This window comes from Allocatelliglobosispora scoriae, from assembly GCF_014204945.1.
Classification (GTDB): Bacteria; Actinomycetota; Actinomycetes; order Mycobacteriales; family Micromonosporaceae; genus Allocatelliglobosispora; species Allocatelliglobosispora scoriae.
The window spans coordinates 2,785,749-2,809,587 of sequence record NZ_JACHMN010000003.1 but is presented as its reverse complement, the minus strand read 5'-3'; the positions used below and the strand labels follow the sequence as shown (position 1 = coordinate 2,809,587).

Below are 23,839 nucleotides of genomic sequence, written 5' to 3'. Positions count from 1 at the left end.
GATCGGGTGCTGTCCAACGGTGTCCAGCCGGATCCAGGATCGGCGGCCGGCGCGGGTACGGGCCGAGATCATGACGGCAGCCCCGTCCCCCACGGATTGTCGAGATCTGATGAAGAAGCTGTCCGTCCTGCTCGTCACAGCCGCCGCTGCGCTCACCGTCTCCGCCGCACCCGCCCACGCCGACACACCGCTCACGGCCCCCTACAACCTGCAGGCGCTGCACGTCGCCGACACCAGTGCCGACCTGGACTGGCTGCGCGACGGCTTCTCCGCCCAGGAGGTCGTCGAGCGCAAGGTCAACGGCGCGTGGCAGGAGTTCACCCGTACCGAGACGGGTTTCCTGCCCCTGACCGGCCTCACCCGCGGCACGGTCTACACGTTCCGGATCTACTCGATCCCGGTCGCGGGGCTGGGTTACAGCAACAGCGCCCGCTCCGCGCCGATCACGTTCACCACGCTCAGCGGGCCCGACACCGTACCGCCGGTGAAGCCTGCCGCACCCGTGTTCAGCAGCATCACCACGACCCGGGCGACCGTGTCCTGGGCGCAGACGACCGACAACGTCCAGGTCACCGGTTACCACCTCCAGCAGTTGATCGGCGGGGCCTGGTCGACGATCCGGACCGTCGGACCGACCGAGGCGTTCCAGACCGTCACCGGGCTCGCGGCCGGGACGGCGTACACCTTCGGGGTGATCGCCTTCGACGCCCGGGGCAACACGTCGGCGCGGTCCGAGCCGGGCACGGTGACCACGCTCGCCCACACGGCGGGGCTCACCTGCCGGGTGCAGATCATCTCCTACAGCCCGAGTTTCCTGGTCAGCACCACGATCATCAACACCACGCCCGCGCCGGTCTCCGGCTGGACCCTCCAGTTCACCGCGGCGCCCACCACGACCATCACGGGCAGCTTCGGCGGATCGGTCACCCGCAACGGCACGGCGCTCACCCAGACCCCGGCGGTCTACTACACGACGCTGGCGCCGGGCTCACAGGCCGGAATCGGTTTCAACGGCACCTCGACGGCCCCGGTCTTCACCCTGCCGAGCAGCTTCACGGCGGCAGGAACCCCCTGCCAGCTCGTATAGCCACTGTGGACCCCCTGAATTTTAATGCTGGACACGCCGCGAAATCCGCAACAAAAGTCAGGATCGATCCGGTACTGACTCTTGTTGCAGAATCACCGGCGTGTCCAGCATTAAAATTCAGGGGGTGGGTGGGGACGGTGCGCGAGTGGACCTCGTGACCTCGCTGGACGAACTCGCCCGGCTGCTGCGGGACCTGCGGCGGCGGCACGCCCGGCGCCGGGGCGGCGCGGAGCTGACCTACCGCGAGCTCGCCGCGCTGACGGGCTGGTCGCACGGGATCATCGGGGAGTACCTCGCCGGGCGGGTCCTGCCGCCCACCGAGCGGTTCGACGTGCTGATCCGGCTGCTCGGCGCGGGCCCCGCCGAGCAGGGCGCGCTCGCCACCGCGCGGGACCGGGTCGAGGAGGCCCGGCGGCCCGCCGCCGCTCCCCTCGCGGTCCCCCGCCAGCTGCCGGGCGAAGCCTTCGGCTTCACCGGGCGCGAATCCCAGCTCGCCGAGCTCGACGCGCTACTGGATCGTGGCGCGCACACGATCGGCACGGTCTGCGGCACGGCCGGGGTCGGCAAGACCACCTTGGCGGTACGCTGGGCGCACCGCACCGCCGACCGCTTCCCCGACGGCCAGCTCTACGCCGACCTTCGCGGCTATGACGACGGTGCCCCGCTGCTCCCCGGCGACACGCTGGCCCGGTTCATGCGGGCGCTGGGCGCCACCGCCACCGAGATCCCCACCGACCTCGACGAGCGCGCCGCCGGTTACCGCACCCTGATCTCCGGCCGCCGGATGCTGCTGGTGCTGGACAACGCCGCCGACGTCGACCAGGTCCGCCCCCTCCTGCCCGGTACGCCGACCTGCCTCGTCCTGGTGACCAGCCGCAGCAGCCTCGCCGGGCTGGCGGCCCGGGAGGGCGCGCACCGGGTGACCCTCGACGTGCTCGCCGACGCCGAGGCGATCGCTCTCCTTCGGACGGTCATCGGTGACCGTGTCGACGCCGAACCCGACGCCGCCGCCGAGATCGCCCGCCGCTGCGCCCGGCTCCCGCTGGCGCTGCGCATCGCCGCCGAACTCGCCGTCGCCCGCCCGGCATCGGCACTCGGGCAGCTCGCCGCCGACCTGCGCGACGAGGCCCACCGGCTCGACCGGCTGCACGTACCGGGCGACCCGCGGACCGCCGTGCGCAGCGTCTTCTCCTGGTCGCACCGGCGGCTCAGCCCGACTGCGGCGCGAGCGTTCGGGCTGCTGGGGCTGCACCCGGGCAGGGATTACGACGCGCATGATGTGGCCGCCCTCACCGGCGCCGGGCTCGCCGGTGCGCAGGCGGCACTCGACGAGCTGGCCCGGGCCCACCTCGTGGCGGCGCACGGCACCGGTTTCGCGATGCACGACCTGCTGCGGGCGTACGCCGCCGAGTGCGCGCCCGAGGAGGACGCGCCCCTGACCCGCCTCTTCGACCACTACCTGAGCCGGGCCACGGCGGCGACGGCCGCCCTCTACCCGCACGATCGAACCCCACAGATCGACCGCAACACACCGCACGGCCGGAACGCACCGCACGGCCGGACCGTGACGCCGGATCCGGTGCCGGACGAGCCGAACCTCGACGATCCCGTCGCCGCGCTGACCTGGCTCGACCGCCACCGGCCCAACCTGGTCGCGGTCGCCACCACCACCGCTCGGCACAGCGTCGGCCTGTCCCGGGCCCTGTGGCGCTACTACGAGGTCGGCGGCCACCACGAGGATGCGCTCGCGGTGCACACCGCCGCCGCGCAGGCCGCCCGCGAGACGGCAGCGGGCCTGGCCGGGGTGCTGATCAACCTCGGCAACGTGTACTGGTGGCTCGGCGACCACCGGCGGGCGCAGGCGCACTTCGAGGAGGCGCTGGACGGGCACCGCCGGGAAGGAGACCTCGACGGGGAGGCCCGCGCACTCGCCCGGCTCGGTGTCGTGCACGAGCGGCTCGGCCACACCGCGCTCGCACGGGAGCGGCTGGCGGCGGCGCTCGCCCTCTACCGCCGCGGCGGCGACCGGCACGGGGAGGGTGTCCAGCTGGTCAACCTGGGGGCGCTGCATCGGCGTACCGGCGAATGGATTGTCGCCGCCGAACTGCACGAGGCGGCCGCGGAGCTCTTCGCCCACCTGGGTGATCGGCGGTTGCTCGGCTACGCGCTGGGCAACCTCGGCGCGGACTGCCGGCTGCTCGGGCGGCACGCCGACGCGCTCGCGCACCTGGAGCGGGCGCTCGAACTCTGCCGGGAGACCGGTGACCCCGGCGGCACCGGGAGCGCGCACGCCGCCATCGGCGCGGTGCTGCTCGCGATGGGCGACCCTGCCGCAGCGCTGCAGCGGTTGCAGGCGGCGCTCGCGATCAGCCGCGACATCGGCGACCGGGCCCTGGAGACCGAGGTGCTCAACCACCTCGGCGAGACGCTGCGCGCGATGGGCGAGGCAGCCGCCGCGCTGGACCGGCACCACGCCGCGCTGGCCCTCGCCCGGCGCACCGGCGACCAGTTCGAGCAGGCCCGGGCCCTGGACGGCATCGGCCGCGCGCACCCCGACGAGGGTTTCGCCGACGAGCACCGGCGGCAGGCACTGGCGATCTACGAGAGACTCGGTGCGCCGGAGGCCGACGCCGTGCGGGCCGGCCTCAGCAGGGCACCCCGTTGATCGTGATGTCGGTCGGCACCTCGGTCGCCGGTGCGGCGGCGGTCCAGCCGAAGGTGAACGACTTGCCGGTGCCGATCACCCGGTTCCAGGGCACCGGGGTGGCGACGTTTTCATAGGGGCTGGGCTGCGTCAACGAGGCCGCCCAGGTGATCATCACCCGTGTCGGGGTCGCGAACGTCCAGCGCGCCGTCCAGCCGTCGATCGCCGGACCGCTGTTGGCGATGACGAGGTCGGCCGAGAAGCCTCCCGGCCAGGTGTTCAGCCGATAGGTACAGGTGATGGTGGGTGGCACCGTGGCAGCCGCCGCAGGCGCGGGCACGAGGACCGCCGACGCGAGGGCGGCGAGGGCGATCGCCGCCCGAACTCGGGTACGCGTGGAGTTAGTCGACACGACCCAACTATCTCTGCGCATGTCGAATACTGTCAATGGAGGTAGGGTGAAGCCGACCGGATTCGAACCGATGTCCTCCCGCAATTGGAGGGCGGGCGCGACGACCTCTGCGCTACGGCTTCACCGTGTCGAAGAGTACCGGGCACCAGTTATCCGACCTTCGGCCACTTGACCTTTCCCTGCGCCCCGGTACCGTTCCGGACAGTCGAGGCACGTACCCCTCGGGATCAAGGCCGGAGGTGTAGCCATGCCGCTTCAGGTGGCGAAGGTCCTGGACGACGCACAGCTCGTCCAGGCGTGGGAGATGTATGTGTCGGCCTTCGCCGAGCTCCGCGCGGCGGCGGCTCAGCGGCATGTGATGAACCGCCGCGAGTTCGACGAGGTGATGACCGACGAGCGCGTCGCGAAGTACCTGGCGATCGACGCGGCCACGGGCCGCCTGGCGGGCCTCGCCACCTTCACCAACGACCTCGACGCCATGCCCCTGATCTCGCCGGACTTCTTCGCCCGCCGGTGGCCGGACCTCTTCGCCCAGCGGAAGGTGTGGTACCTCGGCTTCTTCGCCGTCGAGCCCGCCTATCGCAGCTCCGGGACGTTCGAGGAGGTCATCGCCGAGATGTGGGCGGAGATCAGGGTGGCCGGCGGGCTCGCCGCGCTCGACATCTGCGGGCAGAACGCGGCGCTGGGCCTGCCCCGGGCCATCCAGCGGACGCTGGAGGCGCTGACGCCGCAGGTGAAGACGGAGCAGATGGACGTGCAGACCTACTGGTCGTTCGAGCTGGAGGCTACCGATTAGCCGAGGTCATCGACCAGGCGAGCTCGAAGCTCGCCGCGTCGACCGGGCGGCCCCAGAGCCAGCCCTGGCCGTAGATCACGCCGAGCCCGCTGAGCACGCTCTGCTGGCTGCGGTCCTGGACGCCCTCGGCGACGACGCTGAGCTTGAGGGCCGCGCTCATCGCCACCACGGCACGGACGATCTCCTCGTCCTCCGGGTTGACGCCGAGCCCGGCGACGAACGACCGGTCGATCTTCACCCCGGTGACCGGGTATTTGCGCAGGTAGCCCAGGGCTGAGAAGCCCGTGCCGAAATCGTCGACGACGAGCTGCACGCCGAGCTCCCGCAGGGTGCTGAGGGCCTGGTCGGCGCCGCTGGTCGGGTCGATCATGACCGACTCGGTGAGCTCGATCATGACGGCGGAGCCCGATACGCCGTACTGCTCCAGCGCCGCGGCGACCTCGACGCAGAGCTGGGGGTCGCGCAGCTGCCGGGGCGAGACGTTGATCGAGAGCCAGAAATCGTCGCTCACCACCCCGCGCTCACGCCAGACGGCGAGCTGGCGCAGCGCACCGTGGATGACCCAGCGGCCGATCTCGATGATCACCCCGGACTCCTCCGCCACCGGGATGAAGGCGTCCGGCGGGATCGCCCCCCGCACCGGGTGGTCCCACCGGATGAGGGCCTCGGCGCCCCGGATCCGGCCGCTGGCGAGGTGCACGATCGGCTGGAAGGCGAGCCGGAACTGCTCCTGCGCCAGCGCCTCGCGCAGCGCCAGGTGCATGTCGATGCGCTCCTGCACCCGGGCGCGCATGATCGGGTCGAAGACGACCCAGGTGTCGCGGCCGGTCGCCTTGGCCTGGTACATCGCGGTGTCGGCGTCGCGCAGCAGGCTCTCGGCGGTGGCGTCGGACTCCGGGGTCGAGGAGTGGGCGATGCCGATGGAGACGGTGACCACCACGTCGGCGGCGGGCATCCGCAGCGTCTGGCGCATCGCCTGCAGGATCGCCTCGGCGAGGAGGATCGCCTCGGGCCGGGCGGCGCGGTAGGCGATGACGAACTCGTCGCCGCCGACCCGGGCGATCTGCGCGTCCGGCGCGGAGAGCCGCAGCCTGCGGGCGACCTCGACGATCACCTGGTCACCGGCGGTGTGGCCGCGCGAGTCGTTGACGAGTTTGAAGCCGTCGAGGTCGAGGAAGTAGACCCAGAGCGGCTGGTCCGGCGGGGAGCGCTGCGCCAGCATCGTGCGCACCTGGGCGAAGAAGAGGGCCCGGTTGGCGAGCCCGGTCAGCGGGTCGTGGGTGGCCTGGTACTCGTAGCGGCGCTGGGCCGCGGCGTAGTCGTGGACCGCCGAGACCGCCCGGACCATCAGCAGCGCGACGGCGAGCGCTCCGCCGATCGCGACGATCACGCGGTCGATCAGCGAGAACCGGTCGATCATGACGATCAGGACGAAGGGTACGGCGAGCGCCGGGGTGATGAGCAGCAGCCGCCGCACCGACCAGGCCTGGACCGGCAGGCTGGCGGAGTTGCCGATCCGGGTCATCGACGGGTGCAGCGCGGAGGCGCCGATCAGCGTGAAGCCGAGCAGGAACGGCAGGTCGAGCAGCGGATACCCGCTGAGCTTCCCGTCGGTGCCGATGACGGCGTAGGCGATGTCCCCGACGAGGAGCAGCGCCATGCAGCCGATCAGCATGAAGTAGCTGGGGCCCTGCCGGGCGGTGGTGAAGGCGAGGTTGAGCACGAGCAGGACCAGGATGCCGTCGAGCAGGGGGTAGATCCCGGCGAGCGTCGACACCGCGGCGGAGCGGCCCTCGATCGTGGCGGCCGGGATCGCGAAGAGCACGGCGAAGATCAGGACCGCGCCGACGCCGACGAGCAGCCCGTCGATGACGGCGTGCCGCTTGATCCCCTTGCGGGCGAGCAGGAAGCCGCCCAGGCCGACGAACATCAGGGCGTAGCCGGGGATCGTGAAGCCGTCCGACGCCAGCTGCGCGATGCCCTCCTGATCCGCTGCCCAGTTCCGCAGCAGCGCGCCGAGCAGGAAGGTGAGGCAGGCGGCGGCGAGGCAGCCCCACGGCCACCGGGGTGCCGGGCGGTAGCGGCGGATCCCCACGGCGAGGGCGCCCGCGCTGCCGAGGCCGACGGTGCAGAAGGCGATCGCGCTGATCGTCGGGGAACCGGCGGTCACGTAGACGGTGGCGGCCAGCAACCCGCCCAGCAGGAAGATCGTCGGCAGCAGTCCGGAGCCCCGAGCCCCCACATCAGTCGAGGTCGGCCGTGCCATGAGCGTCCCCCTGTGCGGACCGGTACCACAACGTGAAAGTACGTCGCCAAGGTATCAACACAGCCTCACAGCACCTAGGGTTCCGCACGGCGAATTCGTCAACCTTCCGCCACGTGGTAGGCGAGGCTCAGCTCGGCCACCCACCGCGGGTCGGCGAGCGATCGCCCGGTGTACTCCTCCAGGCGCCGCAGCCGGTAGCGGACGGTGTTCGGGTGGCAGTGCAGCACCGTCGCGGTGGCGTCGGCCGAGCCCCGGTGGTCCAGCCAGGCACCGAAGGTCCGCAGCAGCAGGGCCCGGTCGGCCGCCGGCAGGCCCGCGAGGCCTTCCAGGGTGGTACGCGCGACCCGGCGCATCACGTCGGGCGTGCCGGCCGCGGCGACGGCGAGCGGCTGGCGCTCGAAGACGGTCACGAGACGCGCGGCGGTGCAGGCCCGCAGTGCGACACGGGCCAGGCGGAGCGCGTCGGCGCTCTCCGGCAGGGTCTCGTAGCGCGGCGACACCCCCACCCGCCCCGGCCCGTCGGCGAAGGCGGCCGCGACGGCGTCGAGGTCGCCCGGGCGGGGCAGGGCGGCGATGCCGATCTCCGCGTCGTGGGTCATCCCCCAGGCCGAGGCGATGCCCGCCCTGCTCAGCCGTTGGGCGGCGTCGGGAACCGCCGAGCGGCCCGGCTCGGCGACGGCCGCCGTGAGGACGGCGTAGGGCCCGCGGGCCGGCAGGCGCAGGATCTCGGCTGCCTCCCAGAGGCTGGTGTCGGCGAGGTGCCCCTCGACGATCGCCTGCACCAGGGCGGACCGCTGCTGCTGGCGGTCGAGCGCCTGTGCCGTGACCTCCTCCCGGTAGCCTTCGGCCATCTCGTGGGTGAAGGTGTCGAGCACCAGCCACATCTCCCCGGCTGCGCGTACCACCACCTCTGCGGGCGCCGCCGCCTCCGTGGCCGTGGCGGCGAGGTGGTCCCACAGATACCGCGCGCCGACCCGGTAGGCGGCCATCACCGCCGTCAGCGGGATGCCAGCCCTGGCCCGCTCACGGCCGTTGTCACGGGACTGTGGTGACGAGACCGCCGACGTACGCCCGATCGGCCGGAAGATGAACTCCACGTTCGCCAGGCTCGTGGCCCGCAGCTGCTCGTGGGTGACGATGCCGGTGGTGTAGATCGGGACCGCCGCCCTGATCCGTGCGGTCATGCCGTCGGCGAGCTCGTCGGCCCGATCCAGCATCCGCGCGCCCAGCGCCGCGACCTGCTCCCCGACCGGATCGGGCGGTGACTGTCCCATCCGACAACCATAGCGCCGCATCGCGCCGGGCGACCTGCGGCGGTTCCGTCGAGCTTTGTTCCCGGCGACAATCGGCCGGGTCGGACGCTGTCCCCGCCGACAGTGACCGGGACCACCGCGGCGCGGGATGATGAGCCCGTCGGCAGTTCGGGAATGGGTGGGGATCATGACGGTGACACCGCGGGAACGGCAAGAGATCGACCGGGCGAACGCCTCCGGGCGCACGCCGGTCGTCTTCGTCCACGGGCTGTGGATGCTGGCCGGAAGCTGGCAGCCGTGGCGGGAGTTCTTCGAGGCGAACGGCTACACCACGGTGGCGCCGGGCTGGCCGGAAGACCCGGAGACGGTCGGGGAGGCCCGCCGCCGCCCCGAGGTCTTCGCGGGCACGAAGGTGCGGGACGTCACCGACCACATGGCCGAGGTCATCGCCGGGCTGGCGGTGCGCCCGGCGGTCGTCGGGCACTCGTTCGGCGGCCTGATCACGCAGCAGCTCGCCGGGCGAGGGCTCGCCGCCGTCTCCGTACCGATCGACTCGGCGCCTTTCCGCGGCGTCCTGCCGCTGCCGGTGTCGGCGCTGCGCGGGGCCTGGCCGGTCATCGGCAACCCGCTCAATTACGGCAGGTCGGTGACACTCACCTATGAGCAGTTCCGGTTCGCCTTCGCCAACGCCGTCGACGAGAACGAGGCTCGGCAGCTCTACGACGCCTACCCGGTGGCCGGGTCCGGCAAGCCGCTCTTCCAGGCCGCGACGGCGAACATCAACCCCTGGACCCAGATCAAGGTGGATACGCGCAACCCCGAGCGCGGGCCGATGCTGATCATCAGCGGTGCCCGGGACCACATCGCACCATGGGCCATCGCGAACGCGTCGTTCAAGAAGCAGCAGCGCAACGCCGCCGTCACCGAGATCGTCGAGATCCCCGACCGGGGCCACTCGCTCGTCCTGGACCGCGGGTGGCGCGACGTCGCCGAGACGGCACTCGCCTTCGTCGCCCGCCACCACCCGGCTAACGGATAGGGCGGTCGGTGCGCCGCGTGCGGCGCACCGACCGCTGCTCACGGGAGCACGATGTCGGGGTCCTTCTGGACGACGAGCGCGTGCTGCAGGCCCGCGTCGACGGAGCGCACCCCGGCGAGGCCGGGGATCTTCGCCGGCGCGGTGTGGTTGGCGAGCGTGCCGTCGCCGAGCTGCCCGACGCTGTTGAGCCCCCAGGACCACAGGGTCCCGTCGGTGCGCAGCGCGAGGGCGAAGGAGTGCCCGGCCGCCACCTGCGAGACGTTCGTGATGCCCGCGACCGGCAGCGCGTGGGAACGGCTGAACCCGTTGTCGTCCCCCAGCTCCCCGTACCCGTTGTTGCCCCAGCTGAACAGGGTCCGGTCCTTGCGGACGGCGAGGCTGAAGAAGTCCCCCGCTCCGATGTGGATGATGCTGCCGATGTCCGGCACCGGCACCGGGCTCAGCCGGCCCGTGTTGGTGTGGTCGCCGAGCTCGCCGTGCTGGTTGAAGCCCCAGCCGACGACGAGTCCGCCGGGTGCCCTGAGCGCCAGCGCGTGGAAGCGCCCGGCCGCGACCTGGGTCACGCCGGCCAGTCCGGGTACGGCAGCGGGCGAGCTGTGCGCGACGGTGGTCCCGTCGCCGAGCTGGCCGTAGAAGTTGCCGCCCCAGGCGAGCACGGTGCCGTCGGCGCGCAGCGCGAAGCTCGCGTCGGAGCTCGCGACCACCTGGGTGGCGTTGGTGATCCCGGGCACCTGCACCGGCGTGGTCCGGCTGATCGTGGTGCCGTCGCCGACCTGCCCGACGTTGTTGTGGCCCCACGCCCAGACCGTGCCATCGGTCTTCAGGGCGAGGCTGTGCCGGCCACCGGCGGCGACCTGCTTCACGCTGGTGAGGGCGGTGATCCGCACCGGGGTCGGCTGGTCGAGACCGCTGCCGTCACCGAGCGCGCCGTGGTCGGACTCGCCCCAGCTCCAGACGGTGCCGTCGGCGAGGACGGCGAGGCTGTGCGAGGTGCCTCCGGCGACCTGGCGGACACCGTCGAACAGCCGGAGGATCTGCGTCGGCACCGAGCGGTTGACGGTGGTGCCGTCACCGACCTGCGCCGACGCGTTGCCGCCCCAGGCCAGCCCGCCCACCCCGTCCGGGAAGACGACCGTCGGTGCCGCCGTCGCCGGGGCGCAGACCACCGCGCCCACGGCCACCACCACGGCGGCGGCGGCGGCGGCGGCGGCCAGTGTGCTCCTCGCCGCTCGATGGATGAGATCTCGCATGTCGATTCCCTCCGGCCAGCGCACCGGCGCCGTGCCGGTGACCGGACGAGTCTCCACTCTCCTGACAGGACGCGCTGTCGGCTATCCGCTCGGCGGACCGCGACCGCTCTCCGCGCGCCGCGCCCGGCATACCCGGATTCTGATGGGTTTCGCAGCCCCGGCGGCCGTCACTCCCCGTCAGCGAACCCGGCTCGGAACCTCGGGGAGTCGACATGATGTGCGCGATGCTTTGCTCTGCTTACATCTACGCATCGCCGGGAAAATCCAGATAATTCTGGTGATGCGTCCGTGTAAGCAGAGCAAAGCGTCGCGCACACTTATCGGCTCACCGCGGCGAGCGATCACACAGCGTTACCAGCCCAGCCGCACGGGCGGGCGCCCTTCCGCACCCGGGCTCCGCCGTCCTAGACGAGGGCGGCGCGGAGCCGGTCATAGGTCGGGGCCAGCTCGCGGAGCGCCGCCGCAGCCGCCGCCAGGTCGCCCAGCACCATCGGGCGCTGCATCGAGCCGACGAGCCGGGCCTGTGTCGCCGCGATCGACGCCGCCTCGTCGTAGCCGGCCAGGAGCAGGCAGTCGGCGGTGTCGCTCAGCCGCCGCGCCCCGACCCGGATCGCGAAGTAGACGAGGTGCTCCCGGAGCCCGTCCCGAGCACCGGCCTCGATCAGCTGGGCGACCCGTTCGGCGGCCTCGCCGTTGCCGAGGCTGCCGGGCGGCATCTCCAGGTCCGCGTGCATGGAGAGCCGTTCGATCGCGGTCGGGATGATCGACCGGATCGCGTCGGCGTCGGGAATGTCGGCCTTCTTGGTGAAGCCGGTGCGCATCGTGAAGGGCTCGCCGTAGCTCACCGTCTCCGCCCGCCAGGCCAGGACGAAGTCGTCGATCGGCACCTCGGCATAGGGGTAGCCGTGCGGGTCGTGGATGAGCACCCGGTCGTCGTCGACGTCGAGCGCCACGACGAAGTGGTCGGCGCCGATCGGCCCGTTCATCTCGGGGTGGTGGCGCAGATGGCCCATCTCCAGCGGCCCGACCCAGACCGGACCCTCGGCGGTCGCCGCGGCGAGGCGGGCGAGAGCCTCGGCGGGCTCGCCGCCGGACGTGGTGGTGGAGGTCCAGCCGATCGCAGCGAGCGCCTGGTCGAATCCCAGCTCCGGGTTCCAGCCGTAGGCGTCGAAGAACACCAGGGTGCCGCCGATGAGCTGCATGCCGAACGGTCCGCCGGTGGCGACCTCGATGACTGCGGTCGACGGGGACTGCTCGCCCAGGAGCATGGCGAAGGAGTTGGCGTAGCAGTAGGGGCCGTTGCCCACATAGGGAAGGTGTCGCACGGAAAGCCTCTCGTCAGTTGCTGATCGGGTACGCCACGTCGAACCGCGCACGGGTGCCCGGATAAATCTCGTAGGGGTGGCCGGTGCAGGTGACGCCGGGCCGGGCGTCGGTCCAGGCCTCCACGGCGTCATACACCCGCAGGACCAGCGGAAGATCTTCAAACCCCGGGGGTACGGGAAGGTACGCCTCGGTGTGCGCCGGCACCAGCCGGATGTGCAGATCGCCGATCGGCTCGACGCTCCCGTCGTAGGCGACCGCCACCTCCACGATCCCGTCGCTGTCCGGTGTCACGAGCTCCTGGAAGAACACGAGTCGGGCACCGTCACCGGGGAGCCCGGAGGCTCGGAGCTGCTCACGGATGTCCCGTTCCGCAGCCCCGATCAGGTCCGGCAGCGCCGCCGAGCCGATCCGGCGACTGCGGCACAGAACCTTCGTCGCGGGCACATCCCGGACGGCGACGGCCGCGACGAGCGCGGCGTCCTCGGCGGACCCGCGTACCGCTTCGATCACGGCAGCGCGCTCGTCGAGCAGCTCCCGCTCCCTGCGCAACCAGCCCCGCAGCTCCAGTTCCCGGTCGCCGGGGTCGAGATCGGCGAGCGAGCCGATCCGGGCCAGCGGCAGCCCGAGCGCGCGAAGCCGGCCGATCAGGCGGGCACGGGGCAGCTGGCCAGGGGCGTAGTAGCGGTAGCCGGTCACCGGATCGACACTGGCGGGCACGAGGATGCCCTGCTCGGCATAGAGCCGCAGGGCCTTCGGCGACAGGCGGGCGGCCGCGCCGAACTCCCCCGCCAGCAGGTGATCCTTCTCCACGCCGCCCAGTCTGCGGCCCGCCCCTGGGGCGAGGTCAAGATGCCCGGTGTTTACGGGCGGCGCCGAGTGGTGATGAGTCTGGGATGAGCGACCGCTGGTACTCGAAGGCCGTGATCTACTGCTTGGACGTCGAGACGTTCCAGGACTCCAACGGCGACGGGGTGGGTGACATCCCGGGCCTGATCGGAAGGCTGGACTACCTGGCCCGGCTGGGCGTCACCTGCATCTGGCTGCACCCGATCCACCCGACACCCGGCCGCGACGACGGCTACGACGTGACGGACTTCTACGGCATCGATCCCCGGCTCGGCTCGCTGGGCGACTTCGCGCAGCTGCTGCACGACGCGGAGCAGCTCGGCATCAAAGTCATCATCGACCTCGTCGTGAACCACACCTCCGATGAGCACCCGTGGTTCGTCGCGGCTCGGTCGTCGCCCGATTCGGCGTACCGTGACTGGTTTGTCTGGAGCGAGAGCGAGCCGTCGGACCGCAGGCAGGGCATGGTCTTCCCCGGCGAGCAGAAGGAGACCTGGACCTATGACCGGCGGGCCAAGCAGTGGTATTACCACCGCTTCTACGACTTCCAGCCCGATCTCAACTTCGCCAACCCGATGGTCCGCGCGGAGATCAAGAAGATCCTGACGTTCTGGATCAAGCTCGGGGTGGCCGGGTTCCGGATCGACGCGGCCCCGTTCATCCTGGAACTGACCGAGCCCGGCAACGCCGATTCCCCCAAGGACCTGGAGTTCCTCACCGAGCTGCGCGACCACGTGCAGTGGCTGCGCGCCGACGCGGTGCTGCTCGCCGAGGCGAACGTCGAGCCCGACCAGCTCAAGGTCTACTTCGGCGACCGGGGCGGGTCCGGCAACCGGCTGCACATGCTCTTCGACTTCATGCTCAACGGCCGGATCATGCTGGCCCTGGCGAGACGCAACCCCGAGTCGGTCATCGAAGCCCTGCGCGACACCCCGGAGCTGCCGCCGGGCGCCCAGTGGGCCACGTTCCTGCGCAACCACGACGAGGTCGACCTGTCCCGCCTCACCGCCGAGCAGCGCGCGGAGGTCTTCGCCGAGTTCGGGCCGGACCCGGAGCTGCACCAGCTCTACGGCCGGGGGATCCGGCGCCGGCTGGCACCGATGCTCGGCAACGACCGGCGGCGCCTCGAACTCGCCTACGCCCTGCAGTTCGCGCTGCGCGGCACCCCGGTGATCCGGTACGGCGAGGAGATCGGCATGGGCGAGGACCTGTCACTCCCCGACCGGCAGGCGATCCGGACCCCCATGCAGTGGTCCCACCTGCCCAACGCCGGCTTCTCCAGCGCACCGGCGCAGTCGCTGTGCCGGCCCGTCATCGACAGCGGCGAGTTCGGGTACCAGCACGTCAACGTCACCGCGCAGCGCCAGGACCCGACCTCGCTGCTGGGCTGGTTCGAGCGGATGATCCGGACCCTGCGCGAAGCGCCGGAGATCGGTTCGGGCACCTGCAAGCACGTCGACGTCCCGGCGCCGGCCGGCGTACTGGTGCACCGGGCCGACCACAGCACCGGCGTCATGGTCTTCCTGCACAACCTCTCCGACGAGGAGGCCACAGTGGACCTCGGGTCCCTGTCGGAGCTGGCGGAGTTCCCCAACGACGTGCTCGCCGACCGCGACTACGGTGCCGTGAAGCTGGCGAGCCTCGCCCTGTCCGGCTACGGATACCGGTGGATCCGGCTGCGGCGCCACACCACCGTCGGCGCTCCGCCGCTGACCGCCCGCACCGACGGCTGATCGGCGGCTCGTAGATCTTGTGCGTTTTCCGTCGCCCAGAGCGACGGAAAACGCACAAGATCTACGACTCACCGCTCCGACGGTGTTGAATCGGTGGTGTGCGGATGCTCCGGGTCGTGGCGCTGGTCGGGCTGCTGGCCCTGGCCGGAGTCGCCGTCGCGGTCGCCGTGCACCGTTTCGCCGTGAACCGTGAGGAGACAGCCGTGACCGGATCGGCCGACCAGGACCTGCTCGTCGCCGCCCGCGACGGCGACACCCCCGGTGTCCGCGCGGCCATCGACGGCGGCGCCGACGTGGAGGCCCGCGACGAGCGTCGCCGCACCCCGCTGCTGCTCGCGGTCACCGGCGACCACGTCGACGCGGCGAAGCTGCTCGTCGCGGCCGGAGCCGACCCGAACGCCCTCGACGACCAGCACGACACACCGTGGCTGGTCACCGGAGTCACCGGCAGCGTCGCGATGCTCGAGGTGCTGCTGCCGGCCAAGCCGGACCTGACGATCGTCAACCGCTACGGCGGGGTCTCCGTCATCCCGGCGAGCGAGCGCGGCCACGTCGACTACGTCCGGCGGGTCGTCACCACCGGCATCGACGTCAACCACGTCAACCGGCTCGGGTGGACCGCGCTGCTGGAGTGCGTGGTGCTCGGTGACGGCACGGCGGCGTACCAGGAGATTGCTCGAATTCTCGTCGCGGCCGGGGCCGATGTGGGAATCGGCGACAGCGACGGCGTCACCGCGCTGGAGCACGCGCGGCGTCGCGGCTTCACCGAGATCGTGCAGATCCTCGGCGGGTAGCGGCCCGGTCCTGGCTATCCTGGCCTGATGCGCGAAACGTCCGAGGAGCTCACCGAACTCCAGGCCCTGCTCGATGCCTCCCTGTCCCGCTCCACCGCGCACCTCCGGTCGATCGTCACCGAGCGCACCGTCACGGCGGAGCAGCTCACGCAGGTCCTGACCGGGATGTGCACGCTCGCCCTGTCGACCGTGACGGCGAAGGGCGAGCCGCGGATCAGCGCCGTGGACGGGCACTTCCTGCACGGTCGGTGGTGCTTCGGCACGGCCCGCACCGCCGCCAAGGCCCGCCACCTCGCCGCCCGCCCCGCCGCCAGCATCGCCCACCTGCGCGGCGAGGACCTGGGCGTGTTCACGCACGGCACGGTGGAGATCCTCAATCCCCTCGACGGTGCGCCGGCGGCGGACTGGCCGGATCTGCTCGAGTACTTCCAGGGGTTCTACGGAGCCGACGCCTTCGACTGGGACACCGAGGTGGTCTACTACCGGCTGCAGCCGCACTGGATGACGGTTTACGCGCCGGACTTCGCCAAGCTCATCGCGTAGCCCAGCCGTGTGCCGTCGCCGCCGCGCGGGCGGCATCGCGGACCAGCGTGATCGCCGGGCGGTCGCCGTGCTGCCGGTGCCACATCAGCGCCCACGGATAGGCGAGCCCCGCCCCGGCGAGCGGTCGCCGCACGGTCCCCTCGGGATGGGGTGTCGACCGCAGGCCCAGCGTGACGCAGGCGCCCTCGCGGACGAGGTCGAGCGCGGTCGCGGCGCCGTCGGTCGCGGTCGGGTGGCGGCGCGGTTGAAAACCCGCGTCCCGGCAGGCCGCGCGGACGAAGTCGTTCCACTCCGGCGCCACCGCGTCGTGCGGGAGGTAGAAGACGTCCTCGGCGAGCGCGGCCAGGCCGACCTGCTCCGCGCCGGCGAGCGGGTGGGTCGCGGGGAGCACCACGTCCACCGGCTCCCGGTGGATCACCTCGCCGGCCAGCGCGTCGTCGGCGACGGCGCCGAGGCCGCAGAAGCCGGCGTCGAGGTCCGCGGCGAGGATCCGGCGCCGCTGGCTCGCGCTGCCCTGGGCCGTGACCAGCACCCGCAGGTCCGGGTGCGCGGTGCGCAAGAAGCTCAACACCACCCGTGGGGTACGCAGCTCCGCGTCGAGCACGTCCACCCGGACCACGGTGTCGGCGTTCGCCGCGGCGATCCCGGTGAGCAGGGCGGTGACGGTCTGCTGGGCGTAAGGCAGGAACGCCGCCCCCGCCGAGGTGAGGTTCACCCCACGGGTCGTGCGGGCGAACAGCGCGGTTCCCAGCTCCCGTTCCAGGCGCTGGATCTGGTTGCTCAGCGCCGGTTGCGAGATGTAGAGCCGGGCGGCCGCGCGGGTGAAGTGCAGCTCCTCGGCGACCGTCAGGAAATACCGCAGGAGCCGCAGGTCGATGCCGTCACCTGGATTCATAACCTGATCCTGTCACTGCGGCCCGGACAGGTCTTGGACCGGGCGCGGGTCGCCGGCTGAGACTGGCGGCATGACAAGCATCGAGATCGCCGGGCACCCGGTGGGGCCGGATGTCCGCCCGTTCGTCATCGCCGAGATGTCGGGCAACCACAACGGATCGCTGGACCGCGCACTCGCCATCGTCGACGCGGTCGCGGGGACCGGCGCGCACGCTCTGAAGCTGCAGACCTACACGCCGGACACGATCACGATCGACTGCGACGGTCCGGCCTTCCGGGTCGGGGACGGGCACGAACTGTGGGGTGGGCAGAGCCTCTACCAGCTGTTTCAGCAGGCGCATACGCCGTACGAGTGGCATGGGCCGATCTTCGAACGGGCTCGGGAGCACGGGCTGACGGTCTTCTCCGCACCGTTCGATCCGACCGCCGTGGAGTTGCTGGAGTCGTTGGGCGCACCGGCATACAAGATCGCCTCGTCGGAGCTGGTGGACCTGCCGCTGATCCGGCTCGTGGCGCGGACCGGCAAGCCGCTGATCATCTCCACCGGCATGGCCGGCATCGGGGAGATCGCCGCCGCGCTGGAGGCCGCCCGCGATGCCGGGGCGGAGCAGATCGTGCTGCTCGCGTGCACCGCCTCCTATCCGTCGCCGCCGCAGGAGAGCAACCTGCGACGCATTCCGATGCTGGCGGAGACGTTCGGCGTGCAGGTCGGCCTCTCCGATCACACGACGGGCATCGGCGTGCCGCTGGCGGCGGTCGCGCTGGGCGCCATCGTCATCGAGAAGCACCTCACCCTGGACCGGGCCGACGGCGGGGTGGACGCGGCCTTCTCACTGAGCCCGGCGGAGATGTCGGCGCTGGTCGCCGAGAGCGAGCGGGCCTGGCAGGCGCTCGGCTCCACCCGGATCGGCCCGACCGGCAGCGAACGGGAGGGGCTGCGCTTCCGCAGGTCCCTCTACGTGGTCGCCGATGTCCGCGCGGGTGACCCGGTCGGCCCGGGCAACGTGCGCTCGATCCGCCCGGCCGGTGGCCTGCCACCCGGGGAGTTCGACACGGTGCGGGGCCGCGTCTTCAGCCGCGACGCCGTCCGGGGCACCCCGCTCACCTGGGACCTCGTCTAGTTGATCGACAACTGTCACTTTTATGACAGCTGGCCCACGCCGCGCGGAAGAGCGTCACATGTCGATGGAAGTCGATATCGTGGGCTCATGGTGGAGGGCGTATTCGCAGCACCGGCCTTCGTGCCCGGGTTCTTCGCCGGCATGTTCCCCGATGCCGGCGTCGACGAGCTGCGGACCGACTTCAGCCACCGGTATCAGGTGGCGCGGGAGTGGATCCAGGCGGCGGAGACGGTCGGCGAGGCGGCCGGCGAGATGCTGGACGCCGCCGAGGCGCTCCGCTTCCTGCGTACCCACCTGGTCCCCGGTTTTCTGCTGCCGGGCACCGGCGGCCACCTGCTCGCGACGACCGGCGGCACCGACGACTCCGCCGCGAGCCTCGCCGAGCTGCGCGACCGGTTCCAGCAGCCGGAGGGGGCCGAGCTCGTCGGCGGCTACCAGGCGCGGACGCTGCTGGTGCCGCTGACCGGCCTGGACCGCAAGGCCGGGCCGGGCGCGGAGCTCGACCGGCTGCTCGGCCGGTGGCTGCCCGCGTTCCGGGGCGGGGTCGACCTGGGCACCGGCCAGCTCACCCGGCTCGTCGTCCTGCCGCCGCAGGTGCCGCAGGAGCAGCTCAGCACGCTGGGCAAGGGGGTGCTCATGCTCTACGAGATCCGCCACGCGATGGGGACGCAGCGGCACTCGCCGTCGCGCCGATCGCTGGACTACTGGCGAGCGCAGGCGGTCCTGCACGGGTTCGAGTTCGCGCTGCTGGAACGGCTCGGCGGGTCGGCATATGTGAGTCTGGTGGACCGTTACGCGCGGGCGCTGCGGCGGGAGGGCGGCCTGCTCGCCGAGCCGGAGTCCGTCCTCACCTGGCGGATGCGGCGGTGGCTGACGGGCATCTTCGGCGAGCTCGCCGACCGCGAGGTGCAGCTGTGGGCGTCGGTGGCCTACCGCAACGCCGTCGCGCACTCCATGGACGGCCGCGACGACTTCGCGCAGCACCTCATGAAGCGCGGCACCGTCGCGGCCTGAATCCACCCGCCATCGAGGATCCGCGACTTTGGACATGATCGCGACCCGGGTGCCCGTCAGCCGCGGAACGTGGTGCGGTACGCCTGGGGTGCGACGCCGCTGATCCGCTTGAACTGGGCGCGGAAATTCGTCGGCGAGGTGAAGCCCACCTGGTGCGCGATGCGGTCGACGCCGTGGTCGGTCGTCTCCAGCAGCTCCTGCGCCTGGCGGATCCGCACCCCGTTGAGCCACTGCATCGGCGTCTGCCCGGTCTCCTCGCGGAACCGCCGGTTCAGCGTGCGGATGCTCATCGCCGCCCGGCTCGCCAGGTCGTCGAGGCTGAGGTCGCGGTAGGCGTTCTCCTCGATCCACTCCAGCAGCTGCCCCAGCCCGGCGGCGGCGGAGTCCAGCCGGGCGCGCAGGATGAACTGCGCCTGCCCGCCGTCGCGGTGCAGGGGCGCCACGGCGAGCCGCGCGGCGTCGGCGGCGACCGCCGCACCGTGGTCGCGCCGGATCAGGTGCAGGCACATGTCGATCCCGGCCGTCGCTCCGGCCGACGTGATGATCTGTCCACTGTCGACATAGAGCACGTCGGGGTCGAGCTCCACCGCCGGGAAGGCCGTCCGGAACCGCTCGGTCGCCGCCCAGTGGGTGGTCGCCCGCCGCCCGTCGAGGAGCCCGGCCGCGCCGAGGGTGAAGGCGCCGACGCAGATGGAGGCGATCCTGGTCCCCCGGGCCATCGCCTCGCGAAGGGCGCCGAGGACGGCGGCGGGAGTCGGCGACGCCGGATCGTTGCGGCCGGGCACCACGATGGTGTCGGCCCGTGCCAGGGCGTCGAGGCCGTGGTCGGTGGCGAGCCGCAGCGGCCCGGCGGTGACGACCGGCTCCGCCGCGCAGACCAGGACGCGGTAGCCGGGACGCCAGCCCGGCAGGCGTACCCGGCCGAAGAGCTCGATGGGCGTGCTCAGGTCGAAGGCGATGGTGTCCGGCAGGGCGAGGACCGCCACGGTGTGCACGGCAGACTCCCGAGGCTGAAGGGCTGGCAAGATTCAGCCACCCAATGGCATTCAGGCCACTGGAGTCGCCACGGCGGGTCCCCGAGGATGGGTGGCACACCCCGAACCGAGGAGCCGCCCATGCACGCCCAGATCGTCCTGTTCGACGGCTTCGATCCGCTGGACGTGATCGCGCCCTTCGAGGTCCTCGCCGCCGGGAGCGACGCGGTCGGCGGTGAGCTCGTCGTGGAGCTCGTCACGGCCGAGGGTCCCCGAGCGGTCGTCAGCGGTACGCGGGGCCTCACCCTGACCGCGACCGCCCGCCTCGACCCCGCGAAACCCGGATACGTGCTGGTGCCGGGCGTCTCGGGTCCGGTCGTCGGCGACCCGGACGAGGGGGTGGCGACGATCCCGGTGCTGCTCGCCCGTTTCGGCGAGACCGACGCGGTGCCGCTGGTGCGGGAAGCCCTGCGGAACCCGGCGGTGACGGTGGCGACCGTCTGCGGGGGCTCCCTGGCGCTGGCGATGGCCGGGCTCATCGAGAACCGCCACGCGGTGACGCACGTGCTCGGGATGGAGGTGCTGGCGGCCACCGGCGTACACACCGTGTCCGCGCGGGTGGTCGACGACGGTGAGCTGATCAGCGCTGCCGGTGTGACCTCGGGCCTGGATCTGGGCCTGCACATCCTGGAGCGGGAGTTCGGGCCGAGGGTGGCCCACGCCGTCGAGACCCTCTTCGAGTACGAGCGCCGGGGCACCGTGTGGCGCGACGCGGGACGGGAGCCGATCGATGTCTGACGCCGTCGCCGGGGTCTGGGACCTCGTCCTGAAGACGCCGATCGGCTCCCTCTCCGTCGTCTACACCTTCACCGGCGGCGGCGATGCGGTCTCCGGCACCGCTGAGGGCCGGGGCGAGACGGTCCCGCTCGCGGAGATCGCGTGCGCGGAGACCGCCGACGGGCTCCGCGTCACCTGGCGGCAGTCGGTGACCAGGCCCATCCGCCTCCACCTCGACTTCGACACCGTGGTCCGCGGCGACACCATGACCGGTCACTCCCGCGCCGGGAAGCTGCCCCGCAGCAGCGTCACCGGCACCCGGCGCGGCACCTGAACGCCTCTGCGGTCCGCGACAGCCGCGGCGTCCGCCACCCCACCGCGAGGTGGAACCCCGATCAGCACGAAGGTTGGTTCCCGGCAGACGTCACGCAGCGGCCCAGGTGACGGCGAGCTCGTCCTTCTCGCCGAAGCGGATGAGGTGGCGGGCGACGACATCCTCGACCTGAGCCAGCGCCTCGGCGTCCTCGGCGGTCGCCACCAGCACGAGCGTGTCCGTACCGGGCGAGACGAGGCAGGTGCCCGAGCCGAAGACGAGCCGGTGGCCCTCCCCCTCCTCGATCGGCGGCGTGTGCCGGCCGAGGTGGGAGACGAGCTGCTTCGCATAGCGTTCGGGACGGTCGGTCGCCACATCGGCGCGAGAGGTGATCATGCGGCCAGGGTAACGCGGCCGCCTCGGACCGGCCTCCACCCGGGCGTTCGCGGGAACTTCGCCGCGGCTCCCGACGACCATGAGGGGACACGGCCACCACCAACGAAGAGGATCATGATGCGCAAGACGAGTATGTGGCGGCTCGCCACCGTGGTGACCGGCGCCGCGGCGCTGGTGGCGCTGGTCGCCGGTCCGGCATCCGCTCATGTGACAGTGAATCCGGGCTCGGCGACCCAGGGCGGCTACACCAAACTGACGTTCCGGGTCCCCAACGAGAAGGCCGACGCCTCGACCACGAAGGTGGAGGTCGTGGTGCCGACGGACACCCCGATCGCGTCGGTGTCGGTGAAACCGGTGGCGGGCTGGACGATCGTGACGGAGAGGTCGAAGCTTCCCGCACCGGTCAAGGACGACGACGGCGGTGAGATCACCGAGGCCGTCTCGAAGATCACCTGGACGGCGACCGCCGACGCGGCGATCAAGCCGGGCCAGTTCCAGGAGTTCGACATCTCGGCCGGGCCGCTGCCGAGCGTGGACCAGATCGCGTTCAAGGCGCTGCAGACCTACTCCGACGGCGACGTGGTGCGCTGGATCGACATCGCGGCGGGCGGCACAGAGGTGGAGCACCCGGCGCCGATCCTGAAGCTCGTGCCGAAGGCGGCGGCATCGGCCGCGGCGACGGCCCCGGCCGATGACGACAGCGGCAGCAGCCTCCCGCTGTGGCTGAGCATCGCCGCCCTCGCCGTGGCGGTGACGGCGCTCGCCCTGGCCACCCGCCGCCAGCAGACCGCGTGAGCAGGCCCGGGGGTCGCCCGGCCGGGGGCGACCCCCGGGAGCTCAGGCCGCCTGCCGCCGCCGGTGGATCCTGTTGGCTCGGACGGTACCGAGGATCACATCGATGAGCAGGAAACCGGCGAGCGGGATGCCGAACAGGGGGATGAACCAGCCGAGCGCGATGACGACCGGGATGCCGACCACGATCATCCACGTCGGCAGCCTGCGCCACGCACCGCTGGCGACCGGCGAGGTCCAGCCCGTCGCGCGCCGGTCGGTCCGGGTGGGGCGCCGCTGCCACCACATCCGGTACCCCCAGAAGATCATCAGCAGCAGCCCGACCGCGACCAGCGCGAGCAGGACCTGATTGGACGGTCCGAACAGGATGCCCATGTGCGCCTGGACGCCGAGGCCGCTCAGCTGCGCGAGCAGGGGCCAGTCGGCGAAGTCGCTGCGCGCGGTGACGGCTCCGGAGCCCGGGTCGACGGCGATGCCGTCCTTGCGTACCGGCCACACGTTGTCGACCTGCGTGACCGTCCACGCCGAACCCGCCGACGCGGGGAGGGCGAGCTCGACCGGCCCGTCCAGCCCGTTGTCGCGGGCGACCTTGAGGACGAGGTCCGCCGCGGCCGGGTCGACCGGTGCGGTGGACGTGGCGGCGTCCGCGCCGCCGTGGTGGCCGCCGGTGGCGTCGGGCTGCGAGCCGTCCAGCGTCGTGGAGAGCTCCGGGCGGTGCGCACTCAGCGCGTCGAGGGCCGTGCTGAAGTTCGCCCCCGCGTAGCGGGACCAGGTCAGCCCCGTCGCCGAGAGGCCGAGCAGTCCGAGGGCGAGCCACAGACCGGTCGCGGCGTGCCAGCTGCGGGTACGGCGTACCCCCTGCTTCGCGGCGAGATCGGGCAGGAGCAGGCGGCGAGCCCGGTTTCTCGCGTCCCGCTGGCGCCGCCACCACAGCGCGACCCCGCCGAGGACGAGGACCCACAGCCAGCTCGCGGCGATCTCCGAGTAGTAGCGGCCGACATCCCCGAGCTGCAGGTTGCGGTGCAGATCGTCGAGGAACGTGGTGACCGGCGTGGATCCGAACCAGGTGGTGACGGTGCCCTTGACCGCCGCGGTGGCGGGCTCGACATAGACGGTGTGCTGCTTCTCGCCGAGCTCGGGCAGGGAGAAGACCACCCTCGTGGCGAGGTCGCCATCGCCGGGGGTCACCGATGACAGCGCACCCTCCGGGTGGGCGGAGCGGGCCGCCGCGATCTGCTCGGCGATCGGCTTGGCCGCCGCATCGGGCTGCGACGCGTAGAGCTGGTCGCCGTAGACGATCGCGTCCAGCTGCGGGGTGACCGTGTAGGCCAGGCCGGTCAGAGCCGCGACGATCAGGAACGGGGCGACCAGGATCCCGGCGTAGAAGTGCAGGCGCAGCAGGAGCGCGCCGAGCCCGGACGCACGGCGCTTGGACGGTTGCCGCTCGGGCTCGGGGAGCGGCGGGGCGAGCTGGTGCGGGATCGCGGAGGTGGAGGACATGACTCCCCTATCGGGTGCGGACGGATACCGGCTCGGTAGTCGGCGAAGCCGCCCGTCTGGTTCCCCACG

General features: G+C 72.0%; 22 protein-coding genes and 1 tRNA gene. 12 read left to right on the top strand and 11 right to left on the bottom strand.

All coding sequences use genetic code 11. The features are described from left to right. The first annotated feature begins 109 nt into the window (after positions 1–109). Complete coding sequence (locus F4553_RS38695) at positions 110–1,087, top strand: cellulose binding domain-containing protein (RefSeq protein WP_184846520.1); 978 nt, start codon at positions 110–112, stop codon at positions 1,085–1,087. Positions 1,088–1,211: 124 nt separating this feature from the next. Beyond that, entirely contained in the window at positions 1,212–3,752 is a 2,541-nt protein-coding gene (locus F4553_RS38690) for an ATP-binding protein (protein ID WP_221470652.1), read from the top strand. Here F4553_RS38690 and F4553_RS38685 read toward each other — a convergent pair. Both F4553_RS38685 and F4553_RS38680 read right to left on the bottom strand, forming a co-directional pair. Beyond that, positions 3,733–4,143: a cellulose binding domain-containing protein gene (locus F4553_RS38685; protein WP_184846516.1), complete on the bottom strand. Its 411-nt coding sequence runs from the start codon at positions 4,141–4,143 to the stop codon at positions 3,733–3,735. The two genes, F4553_RS38690 and F4553_RS38685, sit on opposite strands and share 20 nt — an antisense overlap. A 47-nt stretch (positions 4,144–4,190) precedes the next feature. After that, positions 4,191–4,265, bottom strand: a tRNA-OTHER gene (locus F4553_RS38680). Between the two features lie 125 nt (positions 4,266–4,390). Here F4553_RS38680 and F4553_RS38675 point away from each other — a divergent pair. Further along, the gene (locus F4553_RS38675; RefSeq protein WP_184846513.1) at positions 4,391–4,939 is read left to right on the top strand and encodes a hypothetical protein; all 549 of its coding nucleotides are present in this window, start codon (positions 4,391–4,393) and stop codon (positions 4,937–4,939) included. Here F4553_RS38675 and F4553_RS38670 read toward each other — a convergent pair. Together F4553_RS38670 and F4553_RS38665 are read right to left on the bottom strand one after the other, a co-directional pair. After that, positions 4,929–7,205, bottom strand: coding sequence for a putative bifunctional diguanylate cyclase/phosphodiesterase (locus tag F4553_RS38670; RefSeq protein WP_184846511.1), 2,277 nt, complete (start codon positions 7,203–7,205; stop codon positions 4,929–4,931). The two genes, F4553_RS38675 and F4553_RS38670, sit on opposite strands and share 11 nt — an antisense overlap. Before the next feature lie 98 nt (positions 7,206–7,303). Further along, a complete protein-coding gene (locus tag F4553_RS38665) occupies positions 7,304–8,479 on the bottom strand; it encodes a PucR family transcriptional regulator (RefSeq protein WP_184846509.1) in 1,176 nt (391 codons plus the stop codon). A 166-nt stretch (positions 8,480–8,645) separates the two neighbouring features. On the opposite strand from F4553_RS38665, the gene F4553_RS38660 reads away from it, so the two are divergent. Continuing rightward, the gene (locus F4553_RS38660; protein ID WP_184846506.1) at positions 8,646–9,497 is read left to right on the top strand and encodes an alpha/beta hydrolase; all 852 of its coding nucleotides are present in this window, start codon (positions 8,646–8,648) and stop codon (positions 9,495–9,497) included. A gap of 38 nt (positions 9,498–9,535) precedes the next feature. Here F4553_RS38660 and F4553_RS38655 read toward each other — a convergent pair whose 3' ends face one another. From F4553_RS38655 to F4553_RS38645, 3 genes are all read right to left on the bottom strand, one after another. Next, positions 9,536–10,747 (bottom strand): RCC1 domain-containing protein, encoded by a 1,212-nt coding sequence (locus tag F4553_RS38655; RefSeq protein ID WP_184846504.1) that lies wholly within the window; start codon positions 10,745–10,747, stop codon positions 9,536–9,538. 404 nt (positions 10,748–11,151) lie between these two features. After that, complete coding sequence (locus F4553_RS38650) at positions 11,152–12,072, bottom strand: YobF C-terminal domain-containing protein (protein WP_184846502.1); 921 nt, start codon at positions 12,070–12,072, stop codon at positions 11,152–11,154. Between the two features lie 13 nt (positions 12,073–12,085). Further along, positions 12,086–12,883 (bottom strand): MerR family transcriptional regulator, encoded by a 798-nt coding sequence (locus F4553_RS38645; protein ID WP_184846500.1) that lies wholly within the window; start codon positions 12,881–12,883, stop codon positions 12,086–12,088. Positions 12,884–12,966: 83 nt separating this feature from the next. Here F4553_RS38645 and F4553_RS38640 point away from each other — a divergent pair, with 83 nt between their 5' ends. The 3 genes from F4553_RS38640 to F4553_RS38630 all read left to right on the top strand — a co-directional run bounded on the left by F4553_RS38640 (position 12,967) and on the right by F4553_RS38630 (position 15,989). Continuing rightward, positions 12,967–14,652, top strand: a complete 1,686-nt coding sequence (locus tag F4553_RS38640; protein ID WP_184846498.1) for an alpha-amylase family protein — start codon at positions 12,967–12,969, stop codon at positions 14,650–14,652. A 104-nt stretch (positions 14,653–14,756) separates the two neighbouring features. Continuing rightward, on the top strand, positions 14,757–15,446 hold the full coding sequence (locus F4553_RS38635) for an ankyrin repeat domain-containing protein (RefSeq protein WP_184846496.1): 690 nt from the start codon (positions 14,757–14,759) through the stop codon (positions 15,444–15,446). Positions 15,447–15,473: 27 nt separating this feature from the next. Then, positions 15,474–15,989 carry a pyridoxamine 5'-phosphate oxidase family protein gene (locus tag F4553_RS38630; RefSeq protein ID WP_184846494.1) on the top strand — a complete coding sequence of 172 codons (516 nt, stop codon included), beginning with the start codon at positions 15,474–15,476 and terminating at the stop codon, positions 15,987–15,989. Here F4553_RS38630 and F4553_RS38625 read toward each other — a convergent pair. Further along, entirely contained in the window at positions 15,979–16,884 is a 906-nt protein-coding gene (locus F4553_RS38625; RefSeq protein ID WP_184846492.1) for a LysR family transcriptional regulator, read from the bottom strand. The genes F4553_RS38630 and F4553_RS38625 overlap by 11 nt on opposite strands. 70 nt (positions 16,885–16,954) lie before the next feature. Between F4553_RS38625 and pseI the strand changes: the two genes are divergently transcribed. After that, on the top strand, positions 16,955–18,004 hold the full coding sequence (gene pseI, locus F4553_RS38620) for a pseudaminic acid synthase (protein WP_184846490.1): 1,050 nt from the start codon (positions 16,955–16,957) through the stop codon (positions 18,002–18,004). Positions 18,005–18,091: 87 nt separating this feature from the next. Beyond that, entirely contained in the window at positions 18,092–19,018 is a 927-nt protein-coding gene (locus tag F4553_RS38615) for a hypothetical protein (RefSeq protein ID WP_184846488.1), read from the top strand. A 56-nt stretch (positions 19,019–19,074) separates the two neighbouring features. On the opposite strand, the gene F4553_RS38610 is transcribed toward F4553_RS38615, so the two are convergent. Then, a complete protein-coding gene (locus tag F4553_RS38610) occupies positions 19,075–20,013 on the bottom strand; it encodes a GlxA family transcriptional regulator (RefSeq protein WP_184846485.1) in 939 nt (312 codons plus the stop codon). A gap of 87 nt (positions 20,014–20,100) precedes the next feature. Here F4553_RS38610 and F4553_RS38605 point away from each other — a divergent pair, with 87 nt between their 5' ends. Continuing rightward, positions 20,101–20,790, top strand: coding sequence for a DJ-1/PfpI family protein (locus tag F4553_RS38605; protein ID WP_221470650.1), 690 nt, complete (start codon positions 20,101–20,103; stop codon positions 20,788–20,790). Next, positions 20,783–21,103, top strand: coding sequence for a hypothetical protein (locus F4553_RS38600; RefSeq protein WP_184846481.1), 321 nt, complete (start codon positions 20,783–20,785; stop codon positions 21,101–21,103). Before F4553_RS38605 ends, F4553_RS38600 begins: the two co-directional genes overlap by 8 nt. A 90-nt stretch (positions 21,104–21,193) precedes the next feature. Here F4553_RS38600 and F4553_RS38595 read toward each other — a convergent pair whose 3' ends face one another. Further along, positions 21,194–21,478, bottom strand: a complete 285-nt coding sequence (locus tag F4553_RS38595; protein ID WP_184846479.1) for a DUF2218 domain-containing protein — start codon at positions 21,476–21,478, stop codon at positions 21,194–21,196. Positions 21,479–21,595: 117 nt separating this feature from the next. Here F4553_RS38595 and F4553_RS38590 point away from each other — a divergent pair, with 117 nt between their 5' ends. Further along, positions 21,596–22,273: a YcnI family copper-binding membrane protein gene (locus F4553_RS38590; protein ID WP_184846477.1), complete on the top strand. Its 678-nt coding sequence runs from the start codon at positions 21,596–21,598 to the stop codon at positions 22,271–22,273. A gap of 42 nt (positions 22,274–22,315) precedes the next feature. Here the strand turns inward: F4553_RS38590 and F4553_RS38585 are convergent, their stop codons facing one another. Then, the gene (locus F4553_RS38585) at positions 22,316–23,770 is read right to left on the bottom strand and encodes a PepSY-associated TM helix domain-containing protein (RefSeq protein WP_184846474.1); all 1,455 of its coding nucleotides are present in this window, start codon (positions 23,768–23,770) and stop codon (positions 22,316–22,318) included. Positions 23,771–23,839: the final 69 nt, after the last annotated feature.